We start from the raw sequence: 12,176 nt of genomic DNA, 5'->3' as shown, positions 1-12,176 counted from the left end.
ACAAACGTGCGTGCGAGAGGGGGGAGTCGTCGATGCGGCCGACGCCGACCGGGAACCGACCGGCAGCCCCGCGCCTCCTGCGTCCCCTTCTCGTCCTGCTGCTGGTCCTCCTGCCCGTCGCGCTCGTCGACGCCGGCACCCTCTCCGCCACCGTCGCCCTCGCCGCGACCACCGCGGTCGGTTCCGCGCTCGCCGTGTGCGCCGTCATCGCCGCCCGCTGCGTGCCCGCCGTGCCGCCCACCCGGGTGCGCACCGCCATCAGGGACCGTGACCTGCGTACGGCCTTCCTGCCGCAGCGCGATCCCGACGCCCCCGGCCGCCGCAGGCCCCGAGCGCCGGGACACGCCCTCCCGGCGACCACCGCGTAGGGCCCGGCTCCTCCCGTCACATCCGATCCCGTACGTCCGATCCTGTACGACCGATCTCGTACGTCCGATCTCGTACGTCCGATCCCGTAAGTCCGAGCACCCGGTCCCACGCCGGTCGTGTCGTCCTGCCGCCACCTCTCCACCCGGCACGACGAGACCCCCGGAGGGCTCACCCCCATGTCCGTTTTCGCCCACCTGGTCGAGCACCTCGCCGACCTGCTCCAGCCCCTGTTCGGCGCCTCGGCCGCGGCCGCCGCCATCGTCCTGTTCACCGCGCTCGTACGACTTCTCGTCCACCCGCTGTCCCGGGCCGCCGCGCGCGGCCAGAAGGCGCGTGCCGAACTGCAGCCGCGCGTCGCCGAGCTGCGCCGCAAGCACGCCAGGGACCCCGAGCGGCTCCAGCGGGCCGTGCTCGAACTGCACGCCGAGGAGAAGGTGTCCCCGCTGTCCGGATGCCTGCCCAGCCTGTTGCAGTTGCCCGCGTTCTTCCTGCTCTACCACGTCTTCTCCAGCCCGGAGATCGGCGGCCGGGCCAACGGGCTCCTCTCCCACCAGCTCCTGGCCGCGCCGCTCGGCGGCCGCTGGGCCGACGCGCTCGGCGACGGCGGACCCCTCGGCGGGGCGGGGCTCGTGTACGTGGCGCTGTTCGCGGTCGTGGCGGGGGTCGCCACCTTCAGCTACCGGCTCACCCGGCGGTCGATGGCCGCGCATCCGGTGCAGCCCGCCGGCGACGCGGGAGGACCGGTTCCGGGCGTCGGCGCGATCACCAAGGTCATGCCGTTCATGTCCTTCTTCACGCTCGTCACCGTGGCCGTGGTGCCGCTGGCCGCCGCGCTGTACGTCGTCACCAGCACGGCGTGGAGCGCCGCCGAGCGGGCGGTGCTCCTGCGCTGAGCGCTCGGCGGACGGAAGCACGGCGGCGCGCGGCTACGGTCCAGTACGTGAACGGGGTATTGCGGAGTGGACCGCACCCTTGGAGGATCGACCATTCCTCCGATGCTGTCGCGTCGCTGCCGCACCCAGGTCGCGCCTCGTCGGGCGGGCTGCCCGCGATCGAGGAGTTGGGGATCATGAAGCTGTTGCGAGTCGGTACGGCGGGGTCGGAGCGGCCCGCGCTGCTCGACGCCGACGGGACCCTGCGAGACCTGTCGGGCGTCGTGCGGGACATCGACGGCGAACTGCTCGCCGACGAGGGCGCGCTGGGCCGGATCCGGGCCGCCGCCGAGGCCGGTGCGCTGCCCGCCCTGGACGCCACGGGGCTGCGCGTCGGACCGCCGGTGGGACGCATCGGCAAGATCGTGTGCATCGGGCTGAACTACCACGACCACGCCCGCGAGACCGGGGCCGAACCGCCCGCCGAGCCGGTGGTGTTCTTCAAGGCGCCGGACACGGTGGTCGGGCCGTACGACACGGTGCTCGTGCCTCGCGGGTCCGCCAAGACCGACTGGGAGGTGGAGCTGGCGGTCGTCGTCGGGCGCACGGCCCGCTACCTGGAGTCCGCCGAGGAGGGGCTCGCGTGCGTCGCCGGGTACGCGGTCGCGCACGACGTGTCCGAGCGGGAGTTCCAGATCGAGCGCGGCGGGACCTGGGACAAGGGCAAGAACTGCGAGACGTTCAACCCGCTGGGCCCCTGGCTGGTGACCGCCGACGAGGTGCCCGACCCGCAGCGGCTGTCGCTGCGGCTGTGGGTCAACGGCGAGCTGAAGCAGGACGGGACGACGGCGGAGCAGATCTTCCCGGTGGGGGAGGTCGTGCGGTACGTCAGCCAGTTCATGGTGCTGCGTCCCGGTGACGTGATCAACACCGGGACGCCGGCGGGGGTGGCCATGGGGCAGCCCGAGCCGAAGCCGTACCTGCGGGCGGGGGACGTCGTCGAGCTGGAGGTGGAGGGGCTGGGGCGGCAGCGGCAGGAGCTGAAGGGGGCGTAGCGCTCCGCCGGGGGGGCGGGGGACCGCGGTGCGTTGCCGGGCGCGGGTCGTGTGCGGTTCGTCCCGCCCACGCGGCGGAGCCGCGCGTGCCGCGGCCCCGCGCCCCTCGCTCGCGGGGTGCGGTGCCCTTACGCCCTTACGCCAGCAGGGAAGCCAGCCTGCGCCAGCCCTCCCTCGGCAGGCGGGTCATGTCGTCCTCCACGAGCTGGAGGGCGACGTGGTCGGCGCCCGCGGTGTGGAAGGCGTCGATGCGGGCGCGGACCGTGGACTCGTCGCCCCAGGCGAAGACCGCGTCGATCAGGCGGTCGCTGCCGCCGCCGGTGACGTCGTCGTCGGTGAAGCCGAGGTTCAGGAAGTTCTTCGTGTAGTTCGGCAGCTTCAGGTACATGGCGAGGTAGGCGCGGGCCGTCGCGCGGGCCCGGGACGGGTCGGGGTCGAGGACGACCTTGAGCTCCGGTGCCAGCAGCGGGCCCGCGCCGAGCCGCTCGCGGGCCTGCGCGGTGTGCTCGGGCGTGACCAGGTACGGGATGGCGCCCGCCGCCCGGTCCCGGGACAGGTCCAGCATCTTCGGACCGAGTGCCGCCAGCACCCGGTGGCCGGAGCGCATCCCGGCGCGGTCCAGCTCGTCCAGGTAGCCGACCATCGTCGAGTACGGGCGGCGGTACCCCTGCGCGATCGGGCCGTGGCTCACCCCGAGGCCGAGCACGAAGCGGCCCGGGTGGGACACCTCCAGCTCGGCGAAGCCCGCCGCCGCCTCGGACGGCTTGTGCTCCCAGATGCTCTGGATGCTGGTGCCGACCACGATCCGCGAGGTCGCCGCGATCAGCGGGGCGGCGTCACGGGCGGAGGTGTTGCCGCCGAGCCACAGGGCGCCGTAGCCGAGCTGCTCCAACTCGGCGGCGGCCTCGGCGTGTTCGGCCGCGCCGTCAGGGCCCCCGGCGCGCAGCAGCCCGGTCCAGACGCCGTACCGTCCGACCGATTTCTTCAGACTTCCGGGGTCCTTCGGGTCCCTCGGGTCCTCGGGGTTCTTCGGGGAAGCCGTCGCCTCGTTCATCGCGTGTGATCCCTCCGGTGGGCACCGTGATCATGCTGCTTCTCTGCCGACAACCACGGGTACCCACCGGTGATTCCCCGACCACACCGGACCGCGCGGCCCGTGGGCCGTTCGGGTCACTCGCCGAGGAAGCGCTCCAGCGCCTCCACCACCAGCCGGTGGTCCGCCACCTGCGGCAGCCCGGACACCGTCACCGCGCCGACGACACCGACACCGGCCACGGTGATCGGGAAGGAGCCGCCGTGCGCCGCGTACGTGCCGGGGTCGAGGCGCGAGGACTCCTCGAAGGTCGTGCCCTTGGCCCTGAACCGCGAGCCGACCAGGTACGACGCCGAGCCGTACCGCTCCACCACGCGCCGCTTGCGGGCGATCCAGGCGTCGTTGTCCGGGGTGGAACCCGGCAGGGCGGCGTGGAAGAGCTGCTGCCCGGCGCGGTGGATGTCGACGGCGACGGGGGCCTCGCGCTCCCGGGCCAGCTCGACGAGGAGGGAGCCCAGCGCCCAGGCGTCGTCGTGGGTGAACCGGCGGAAGACCAGGCGGCGTTCCTGCTCCTCCAGCTCAGCCACGGTGGGGACGGACGCGCCGGACGGCGTCGGTGCGGGTGCCCCGGGGCTCACAGGGACACCACCACGCCGTCGCGGGCGGAGCGGCGGGCCGCCTCCAGGACGTCCAGGGCGGCGGCCGCCTCCCGCGCGTCCACCGGGTTCGGGCCGCCCTCGCGCAGGGCCGCGGCCACCGCCGCGTAGTACGCGGGGTAGTCGCCCGGGACGGTCGCCGTCACCTGTCCGCCGCCGGTCGTCGGGGACTCCCCGGCGCCGACGCGGCCCCACAGCGACTCGTCCTCCTCGCCCCAGCCGGGGCCCGGCCGCTTACCCTCGCGCAGCGCCGCCTCCTGGGGGTCGAGGCCGTGCTTGACGTAACCGGCCTTCGAGCCGAGCACCCGGAAGCGGGGACCGAGCTGGGCGGCGGTGGAGGAGACGTGGAGGTGGGAGCGGACGCCGTTCGCGTGCGTGAGCGCGACGAACGTGTCGTCGTCCGCCTCCGCGCCCGCCCGCCGGACCACGGACTCGGCGTAGACCTGCGTGACCGGGCCGAAGAGGACGAGGGCCTGGTCGACGACGTGGCTGCCGAGGTCGTACAGGAGGCCGCCGATCTCCGCCGGGTCGCCGGACTCGCGCCAGCCGCCCTTCGGCTTCGGACGCCAGCGTTCGAAACGGGACTCGAAGCGCCACACCTCGCCCAGCGCGTCCTCGGCGAGCAGGCGCCGCAGGGTGAGGAAGTCGTTGTCCCAGCGGCGGTTCTGGAAGACGGACAGGAGCAGGCCCCGCTCCTCGGCCAGCGCCGCCAGGGTCCGCGCCTCGGCGGCGGTGCCCGCGACCGGCTTGTCCACCACGACCGGCAGACCGGCCTCCAGGGCCCGGGTCGCGAGCGGCACGTGCGTCTTGTTGGGGGAGGCGACGACGACCAGGTCCAGGCCGGCGGCCCGGTCGAAGAGCTCGTCGGGGGTGGCGACCGCGCGCACGTCCGGGAACTCGGCGCGGGCCTGCTGCTGCCGCTCCGGGTTCGAGGTGACGACCGTGTCCAGGGCCAGGCCCTCGGTGGCGGCGATCAGCGGGGCGTGGAAGACGGAACCCGCGAGGCCGTAACCGACGAGGCCGACGCGCAGAGGGGGAGTGCCGGGTGGAGTACCAGTCATGGGACCACTCTCGCACGGGCACCGCGAACCCCACCGGGCGCCGGTCGCCGGTCCGGTGCCGGTCTCTGCCCTGGTGTGGGTCGCCGGTCTGGTGTCGGTCGTCGTCCCGGTGTCGGTTGCGGTCCTGGTGTGGGTCGCCGGTCCGGTGTCGGTTGCTGCCCTCGTGCGGTCGCCGGTCTGGTGTCGGTTGTCGTCCCGGTGTCGGTTGCCGTCCCGGTGTCGGTTGCGGTCCTCGTGTGGGCCGTCGTCCCGGTGTCGGTTGCTGCCCCCGGGCGGTCGCCGGTCCGGTGTCGGTTGCCGCACCCCGTGCGGGTCGCCGCCCCAGTGCCGGACACCGCCCCCAGTGCCGGACACCGCCCCCCGTGCCGGACACCGCCCCCGGTGCCGGGCGTCGGCCCGGAGTCGCGTCTGCGACCATCCCTGCGTGGACTATCCCAACGACCAGGCCCCCGGCGCCCCCGTGCGCTCCGGGATCCCCGAGCACGGGCGCGTGCCGAAGTACTACGCCGTCAAGGCACGGATCGACCGCCTCGTCGGCGAACTGGGGGAAGGCGGCGTCATCCCCACCGAGCGGGACCTCGCCGAGCGCTACGAGGTCGCCCGCGAGACCGTGCGACAGGCCCTGCGCGAACTCGTGCTGGAGGGCAAGCTGCGCCGGCAGGGCCGCGGCACCGTGGTCGCCGGTCCCAAGCTGGCGCAGCCCCTGTCCCTGGCCAGCTACACCGAGGGCGTCCGGCGCCAGGGACGCACCCCCGGCCGCGCTCTCGTCACCCTCGACCGCTTCCCCTGCCCCGCCGCGCTCGCCGCCGAGACCGGCCTCACCCGGGGGGAGCCCGTCTGGCACCTGGAGCGCGTGCTGCTCGCGGACGACGAGCGCGTCGGGCTGGAGAGCACGTACGTCGCCGTGGCCCGCGTCCCCGACCTGGACACCGCCTTCGACCCCGACTCGTCCTTCTACGCCCACCTCGCCGGACAGGGCATCGCCTTCGGGTACGCCGACGAACGCATCGAGACCGTGCTCGCCACCCCGCGCGAGGCCCTGCTGGTCGGCACCCCGCCGGCCCTCCCGATGCTGCTCATCCACCGGGTCTCCCGGGACACGGAGGGCCGCCCGCTGGAGCGGGTGCGCACGCTCTACCGCGGCGACCGCTTCTCCTTCACCACCCGTCTGCACGGCTGACACCTGCCGGCACCTGCCGGTACCGGCCGGAAAGCGCCGTCGGCGACCGAGGTCGAGCACGCGGAGAGGTAACGGGAAGATAACGGGTCTAGCCCAAAAGTGATGGCCAGTTCACGCTTCCGTCGTCAGCCGGATGCCTCCGGTTCCCCGATGCCGAGGAGCGTGGCGGTCGTGAGAGTCATAGTCGTCGGAGCCGGCGTGGTGGGCACCATGCACGCCTGGCACGCAGTCAACCGCGGCCACGAGGTCGTACAGATCGAGCGCGAGCGAGAGGCCCGCGGCGCCTCGCTGCGCAATTTCGGCCAGATCTGGGTCAGTGGCCGAGCGGGCGGGGAGGAGCTGGAGACCGCGCTGCGGGCCCGGGAGCTGTGGGAGGAGATCGGCGCCCGGGTCCCGGCGCTGGGCTTCCGCGCGAACGGCTCCCTGACCCCGCTCCGCGGCGACCTGGAGCGTGCCGTCGCCGAGGCGGCCGTCGCCCGCCCGGACGCCGCCGCCCGCGGCCACAAGCTGCTCACCCCCGCCGAGGCCCGCGCCCTGAACCCGGCCCTGCGCGGCGCGTTCGACGCCGCGCTGTACTGCGAGCGCGACGCGGCCGTCGAACCGCGCACCGCCCAGCTCGCCCTGCGCGCCGAGCTGCTCAAGTCCCCCCGGTACACCTTCCTGCCCGGCCGCGAGGTCCGCGACGTCGTCGGCGAACACGCCGTCCGCGACGACCACGGCGACACCCACGGCGGCGACGCCGTCCTGCTGTGCACCGGCGCCTGGCTCGGCGGCCTCGTCCGCGAACTGGCCGGACCCGGACTGCCGGTACGCCGGGTCCGCCTGCAGATGATGCAGACCGACCCCCTCGGCGAACCGCTCACCACCTCGGTCGCCGACGCCGACAGCTTCCGCTACTACCCGGCGTACGGCTCGCCCGCCCTGGACGAGCTGAACGCCCGGCAGCCGCAGCCCGTCACGGCCGCCGAGCACCGGATGCAACTGCTCATGGTCCAGCGCGCCGACGGCGGGCTGACCATCGGCGACACGCACGAGGACGAGCACCCCTTCGCCTTCGACACCCTCGAGGACCCCTACGAGCACCTCACCGGCGTCGTCGAGTCCCTCCTCGGCCGCCCGCTGCCGCGCGTCCGCCGCCGCTGGGCCGGGGTGTACGCGCAGTGCACCGACCCGGGCCGCGTCGTGCACCGCCAGCGGGTGCGCGAGGGCGTGTGGCTGGTCACCGGGCCCGGCGGGCGCGGCATGACCTGCTCACCCGCGATAGCCGAGACCACCGCGAACGAACTGGGCTGGTGACACCCGCATGACCACCGTGAACCCGCACCCCCCGGCCGGCATCCGCCTCGTCGTGCTCGACATGGCCGGCACCACCGTCGCCGACGGCGGCCTCGTCGAGCGCGCCTTCGACACCGCCGCCCGCGAACTCGGCGTCGAGCCCGGCACCCCGGAGCACGCCGAGAAACTCGCGTACGTCCGCGCCACCATGGGCGAGTCCAAGATCTCCGTCTTCCGGCACCTGTTCGGCGACGAGGAGCGCGCCCGGCGGGCCAACACCGCCTTCGAGCGGGCGTACGGCGCACTCGTCGACGACGGCCTGGTCGCCCCCGTCCCCGGCGCCCGCGAGGCCGTCGAGGAACTGACCGCCGACGGCCGCACCGTCGTCCTCACCACCGGCTTCGCCCGCGTCACCCAGGACGCCCTGCTCGACGCGCTGGGCTGGCGCGGCCTGGTGCCGCTCACCCTGTGCCCCGCCGACGCCGGCGGACGCGGACGCCCCTTCCCCGACATGGTGCTGACGGCCTTCCTGCGCACCGGCGCCGCCGACGCCGTACGCCAGGTCGCCGTCGTCGGCGACACCTCGTACGACGTGCTCAGCGGCGTACGGGCCGGCGCGGGCCTGGTCGCCGGGGTGCGCACCGGCGCCCACGGCGAGGCCGCCCTGCGCGAGGCGGGCGCGCACCAAGTCCTCGACTCCGTCGCCGCCCTGCCCGCCCTGCTGCGCGGAGCCGGCTGATGGCGCACCCCACCACCACCGGCGGCATCCGCTTCGACCACGTCACCGTCGCCTACGACGGCAACACCGTCCTCGACGCCCTGGACCTCACCGTCGAACCCGGCGAGGTCATGGCCCTGCTCGGCCCGTCCGGGTCCGGCAAGACCACCGCGCTGCGGGCGGTCGCCGGGTTCGTACGGCCCGCCGCGGGACGGGTGTTCCTCGGCGACCGCGACGTCACCGGCCTGCCCCCGCACCGGCGCGGCATCGGCATGGTCGTCCAGCAGTACGCCCTCTTCCCGCACATGCGGGTCGAGGAGAACGTCGCCTTCGGGCTGCGCGCCCGCAAGGTCCCCAGGGCCGAGATCCGCACCCGGGTCGCCGAGGCACTGGAGATGACCGGCATGGGCGCCTACGCCCGCCGCCACCCCCGGGAACTCTCCGGCGGCCAGCAGCAGCGCGTCGCCATCGCCCGCGCGCTGGCCGTCCGGCCCGGCGTCCTGCTCCTGGACGAACCGCTGTCCGCGCTCGACGCCCGGCTGCGCTCCGGGATGCTCGCCGAACTGGCCCGCCTGCACCGCGAGCTGCCCGACGTGACGATCCTCTACGTCACCCACGACCAGGTGGAGGCACTCACCCTCGCCGACCGGATCGCCGTGATGGACAGGGCCCGCCTGCGGGCCTGCGGCACCCCGCGCGAGCTGTACCGGGCGCCCGCCAACGCATTCACGGCGTCCTTCGTCGGCAACGCCAACCTCCTGCCGGTGACGGTGGGGCGGGACGGCGCGCTGCTGGGGGAGACGGAGCTGAAGGTGGACACCGGCAACGCCGTGCCCGGCGCCTCGGCGACCCTGTGCGTACGGCCCCACCTCGTCGGCCTCGGCGACGGGCCCAACCGGATCACCGGCACGCTCACGGAGATCCAGTGGCGCGGCACCACGCACCGGCTGTACGTCGACGTCGCCGGGCACCGCGTGATGGCCGACGTACGGGAACTGAAGGCGCCCCCGGCGCACGGGGAGCCGGTGAGCCTGCACTTCGCGCCCGACGACGCGGTGCTGCTGCCCGCGGAGGTGAGCGCCGATGACCGGTGAACCGGCGCCGGGGGCCGTCGCCCCGCGCGGGCGCGAGGACCGACGGTCCGGTGACCGCGGGCGAGGGGCGTGGCGCCCCCGCCTGTGGGCGCTGCCGCCCGTGGCCCTCCTCGCCCTCTTCTTCCTCCACCCCCTCGCCCTCGTCGTCCAGCAGTCCTTCCGCCCCGACACCGGCGGCACCTCGCTCCGGCCGTACGCCGACGTGCTCGCCTCGACCGCCTTCCGGGAAGCGCTGTGGACCACCGTGTGGCTGGCCGTCGCCGCCACCGCCGGGTGCCTGGTGCTCGGGTTCCTGCTCGCGCTGGTCATCGCCTTCGTGCCGTTCCCCGGGGCACGGGCGGTGGCACGGTTCGTCGACGTCTTCCTCTCCTTCCCGTCCTTCCTCGTCACCCTCGCCCTGCTCTTCGTCTACGGCAGCGTCGGCATGGCCAACGGCGCGTGGACCGGCGTCACGGGCGCGGCCGAGGGGCCGTTCCGGTTCCTGACCACGCCGTGGGGCGTCCTGCTCGCCGAGATCACGTACTTCACGCCGTTCGTGATGCGCCCGCTGCTCGCCGCCTTCTCCCAGCTCGACACCGCCCAGCTCGAGGCCGCCGGTTCGCTGGGCGCCCGCGCTCCGCGCATCGTCCGGCGGATCGTCCTGCCGGAGGCGCTGCCCGCCCTCGCGGCCGGCGGCAGCCTGGTCCTGGTCCTGTGCCTGAACGAGTTCGGCATCGTCCTGTTCACGGGCGCCAAGGGCGTCACCACCCTGCCGACCCTCGTCTACGGCAAGGCGATCCTGGAGTCCGACTACCCGGGCGCCTGCGTGGTCGCCGTCGTCAACGTCCTGATCTCCGTGGGCCTGTACGGCCTCTACCGGGTGGTGAGCCGCCGTGCTCGTGCATAGCCGCGGGGCGAGGTGGGCCGTGTGGGCCCTCTTCCTCCTGCTCTTCGTGCCCCTGTTCGCCCTGCCCCTCCTGGTCGTCCTGGGCGCCTCCTTCGCCACGAACTGGTCCGGCGTCCTGCCCTCCGGACCGACCACCGCCCACTACGCGGCCGCCACCCGCGGCGAGGCCCTCCAGGCCCTCACCACCAGCCTGGTCACCGCCCTCACCGCGAGCCTGCTCGCCCTGACCGCCGGCACCTGGGCCGCGCTCGCGGCGGCGGAGCTGGGCCAGCGGCTCCGCAAGGCACTCGACGCCCTGTTCGTGCTGCCCCTCGCCGTGCCCTCCGTCGTCGTCGGCCTGGCGACCCTGGTCGCCTTCTCCCAGCCGCCGATGCTGCTCAACGGCACCCGCTGGATCGTGATCGTCGCCCACACCGTGCTGGTCACCGCCTTCGCCCACCAGTCGGTGTCCGCCGCCCTCACCCGCCTCGACCCCGCCTACGAACAGGCCGCCGCGTCGCTGGGCGCCTCACCGGCGTACGTGCTGTGGCGGGTGAAGCTCCCGCTGCTGCTGCCGTCCCTGACCGCCGCCGCCGGGCTCTGCTTCGCCCTGTCCATGGGCGAGCTGAGCGCCACGATGATGCTCTACCCGCCCGACTGGACCCCGCTGCCCGTCCTGATCTACGCGGCCACCGACCGCGGCGCCCTGTTCACCGGCTCCGCCGTCGCCGTGGTCCTCATGACCGCCACCCTGCTGGTGCTGCTCGCCGTCTCCCGGATCCGCACCAGGGCCTCCTACCGCTGAACCGCCCCGACCCCGCAAGGAGTTCGCCCCGCCATGCCCAGGACCACCCGCAAGCCGCTCGCCTCCCTCGCCGCCCTCACCGTCGTCGCCGTCCCCCTGACCGCCTGCTCCGGCACCTCCGCCGCCTCCGACGAGAACGTCGTCACCGTGTACAGCGCCGACGGCCTCAAGGGCGAGAACGGCGACGGCTGGTACGACCGGGTCTTCGCCGACTTCGAGAAGGAGACCGGCATCAGGGTCGAGTACGTCGAGGGCGGCTCGGGCGAGATGGTGCAGCGCGCCGTCCGCGAGAAGCGCAACCCGCAGGCCGACGTCCTCGTCACCCTCCCGCCCTTCATCCAGCAGGCCGACACCAAGGGCCTGCTCCAGAAGTACGCGCCGCGGGGCGCCGACCGGGTCAGCGGCGCCGACAAGGCCGCGAACGGCACCTGGACCGCCGTGGTCAACAACTACTTCGGCTTCGTCCACAACACCAAGGAGCTGAAGCATGCCCCCGCCACCTGGGAGGAGCTGCTCGACGGGAAGTACGAGAACAAGCTCCAGTACTCCACCCCCGGCGTCGCGGGCGACGGCACCGCCGTCCTCATCAAGGCGATGCACGACTTCGGCGGGCAGCAGCAGGCCATGGAGTACCTCGGCCGGCTCCAGAAGAACAACGTCGGCCCGTCCGCCTCCACCGGCAAGCTCGCCCCCAAGGTCGACAAGGGCGAACTGCTCGTCGCCAACGGCGACGTCCAGATGAACCACGCCCAGTCCAGGACCATGCCCAACCTCGGCATCTGGTTCCCGGCCCGCGAGGGCGGCCGGCCCACCACCTTCGCCCTGCCCTACGCGGCCGGCCTGGTCACCGGCGCCCCGCACTCCGACAACGGCAGGAAGCTCCTCGACCACCTGCTGAGCCGGACGGCGCAGCAGCAGGTCAGCGAGATCGGCGGCGGCTTCGCGGCCCGCCAGGACGTCAAGGCCACCGACGCGAACGCCGTCGCCCTCGCCGGGCTGATGGACGGGGTGGAGGTCTTCGAGCCCGACTGGGACGACATCGAGGAGAACCTCACCTCCTACATCGACGCCTGGAAGAAGGCCACGGGAAGCTGACCCGGCCGCGCACCGGCGGGTCCGGGGGCCGGGACGCCCGTTCCCCGGAGATCCGGCACTGTTTAGGCTGGGGCGACGCAGGACCGCCCAGGCAGGAG

At 74.1% G+C, this 12,176-nt stretch carries 13 protein-coding genes; 10 read left to right on the top strand and 3 right to left on the bottom strand.

Features of this window, described 5'->3' with window-relative positions; all coding sequences use genetic code 11:
* The first annotated feature begins 32 nt into the window (after positions 1 to 32).
* The 3 genes from IG88_RS0116335 to IG88_RS0116325 all read left to right on the top strand — a co-directional run bounded on the left by IG88_RS0116335 (position 33) and on the right by IG88_RS0116325 (position 2,296).
* Positions 33 to 368, top strand: coding sequence for a DUF6412 domain-containing protein (locus IG88_RS0116335; protein WP_051851933.1), 336 nt, complete (start codon positions 33 to 35; stop codon positions 366 to 368).
* Between the two features lie 177 nt (positions 369 to 545).
* Positions 546 to 1,262 carry a YidC/Oxa1 family membrane protein insertase gene (locus tag IG88_RS0116330; protein WP_031040946.1) on the top strand — a complete coding sequence of 239 codons (717 nt, stop codon included), beginning with the start codon at positions 546 to 548 and terminating at the stop codon, positions 1,260 to 1,262.
* A 176-nt stretch (positions 1,263 to 1,438) separates the two neighbouring features.
* Positions 1,439 to 2,296: a fumarylacetoacetate hydrolase family protein gene (locus IG88_RS0116325; RefSeq protein ID WP_031040943.1), complete on the top strand. Its 858-nt coding sequence runs from the start codon at positions 1,439 to 1,441 to the stop codon at positions 2,294 to 2,296.
* Positions 2,297 to 2,432: 136 nt separating this feature from the next.
* Here IG88_RS0116325 and IG88_RS0116320 read toward each other — a convergent pair whose 3' ends face one another.
* From IG88_RS0116320 to IG88_RS0116310, 3 genes are all read right to left on the bottom strand, one after another.
* A complete protein-coding gene (locus IG88_RS0116320; protein WP_234332167.1) occupies positions 2,433 to 3,350 on the bottom strand; it encodes an LLM class F420-dependent oxidoreductase in 918 nt (305 codons plus the stop codon).
* A gap of 116 nt (positions 3,351 to 3,466) precedes the next feature.
* Positions 3,467 to 3,967: a heme-degrading domain-containing protein gene (locus tag IG88_RS0116315; RefSeq protein WP_051851927.1), complete on the bottom strand. Its 501-nt coding sequence runs from the start codon at positions 3,965 to 3,967 to the stop codon at positions 3,467 to 3,469.
* Complete coding sequence (locus tag IG88_RS0116310; protein ID WP_031040935.1) at positions 3,964 to 5,046, bottom strand: Gfo/Idh/MocA family oxidoreductase; 1,083 nt, start codon at positions 5,044 to 5,046, stop codon at positions 3,964 to 3,966. The genes IG88_RS0116315 and IG88_RS0116310 overlap by 4 nt, the downstream gene beginning before the upstream one ends.
* 424 nt (positions 5,047 to 5,470) lie before the next feature.
* On the opposite strand from IG88_RS0116310, the gene IG88_RS0116305 reads away from it, so the two are divergent.
* The 7 genes from IG88_RS0116305 to IG88_RS0116275 all read left to right on the top strand — a co-directional run bounded on the left by IG88_RS0116305 (position 5,471) and on the right by IG88_RS0116275 (position 12,078).
* Positions 5,471 to 6,226 carry a GntR family transcriptional regulator gene (locus IG88_RS0116305; protein ID WP_031040932.1) on the top strand — a complete coding sequence of 252 codons (756 nt, stop codon included), beginning with the start codon at positions 5,471 to 5,473 and terminating at the stop codon, positions 6,224 to 6,226.
* A 171-nt stretch (positions 6,227 to 6,397) separates the two neighbouring features.
* Positions 6,398 to 7,522 (top strand): TIGR03364 family FAD-dependent oxidoreductase, encoded by a 1,125-nt coding sequence (locus IG88_RS0116300; RefSeq protein WP_031040929.1) that lies wholly within the window; start codon positions 6,398 to 6,400, stop codon positions 7,520 to 7,522.
* A 7-nt stretch (positions 7,523 to 7,529) separates the two neighbouring features.
* Entirely contained in the window at positions 7,530 to 8,240 is a 711-nt protein-coding gene (locus IG88_RS0116295) for a phosphonatase-like hydrolase (RefSeq protein WP_031040926.1), read from the top strand.
* A complete protein-coding gene (locus tag IG88_RS0116290; RefSeq protein WP_031040923.1) occupies positions 8,240 to 9,313 on the top strand; it encodes an ABC transporter ATP-binding protein in 1,074 nt (357 codons plus the stop codon). Before IG88_RS0116295 ends, IG88_RS0116290 begins: the two co-directional genes overlap by 1 nt.
* Positions 9,303 to 10,199, top strand: coding sequence for a 2-aminoethylphosphonate ABC transporter permease subunit (locus IG88_RS0116285; protein WP_078861510.1), 897 nt, complete (start codon positions 9,303 to 9,305; stop codon positions 10,197 to 10,199). The genes IG88_RS0116290 and IG88_RS0116285 overlap by 11 nt, the downstream gene beginning before the upstream one ends.
* Positions 10,186 to 10,983 (top strand): ABC transporter permease, encoded by a 798-nt coding sequence (locus IG88_RS0116280; RefSeq protein WP_031040917.1) that lies wholly within the window; start codon positions 10,186 to 10,188, stop codon positions 10,981 to 10,983. Before IG88_RS0116285 ends, IG88_RS0116280 begins: the two co-directional genes overlap by 14 nt.
* A gap of 33 nt (positions 10,984 to 11,016) precedes the next feature.
* Positions 11,017 to 12,078: a 2-aminoethylphosphonate ABC transporter substrate-binding protein gene (locus IG88_RS0116275; RefSeq protein ID WP_031040914.1), complete on the top strand. Its 1,062-nt coding sequence runs from the start codon at positions 11,017 to 11,019 to the stop codon at positions 12,076 to 12,078.
* The last annotated feature ends 98 nt before the right edge of the window (positions 12,079 to 12,176 follow it).

The sequence above is a fragment of the Streptomyces sp. NRRL F-5650 genome, assembly GCF_000721365.1.
Taxonomy (GTDB): domain Bacteria; phylum Actinomycetota; class Actinomycetes; order Streptomycetales; family Streptomycetaceae; genus Streptomyces; species Streptomyces ardesiacus.
This window is presented reverse-complemented; position numbering and strand designations above follow the sequence as displayed.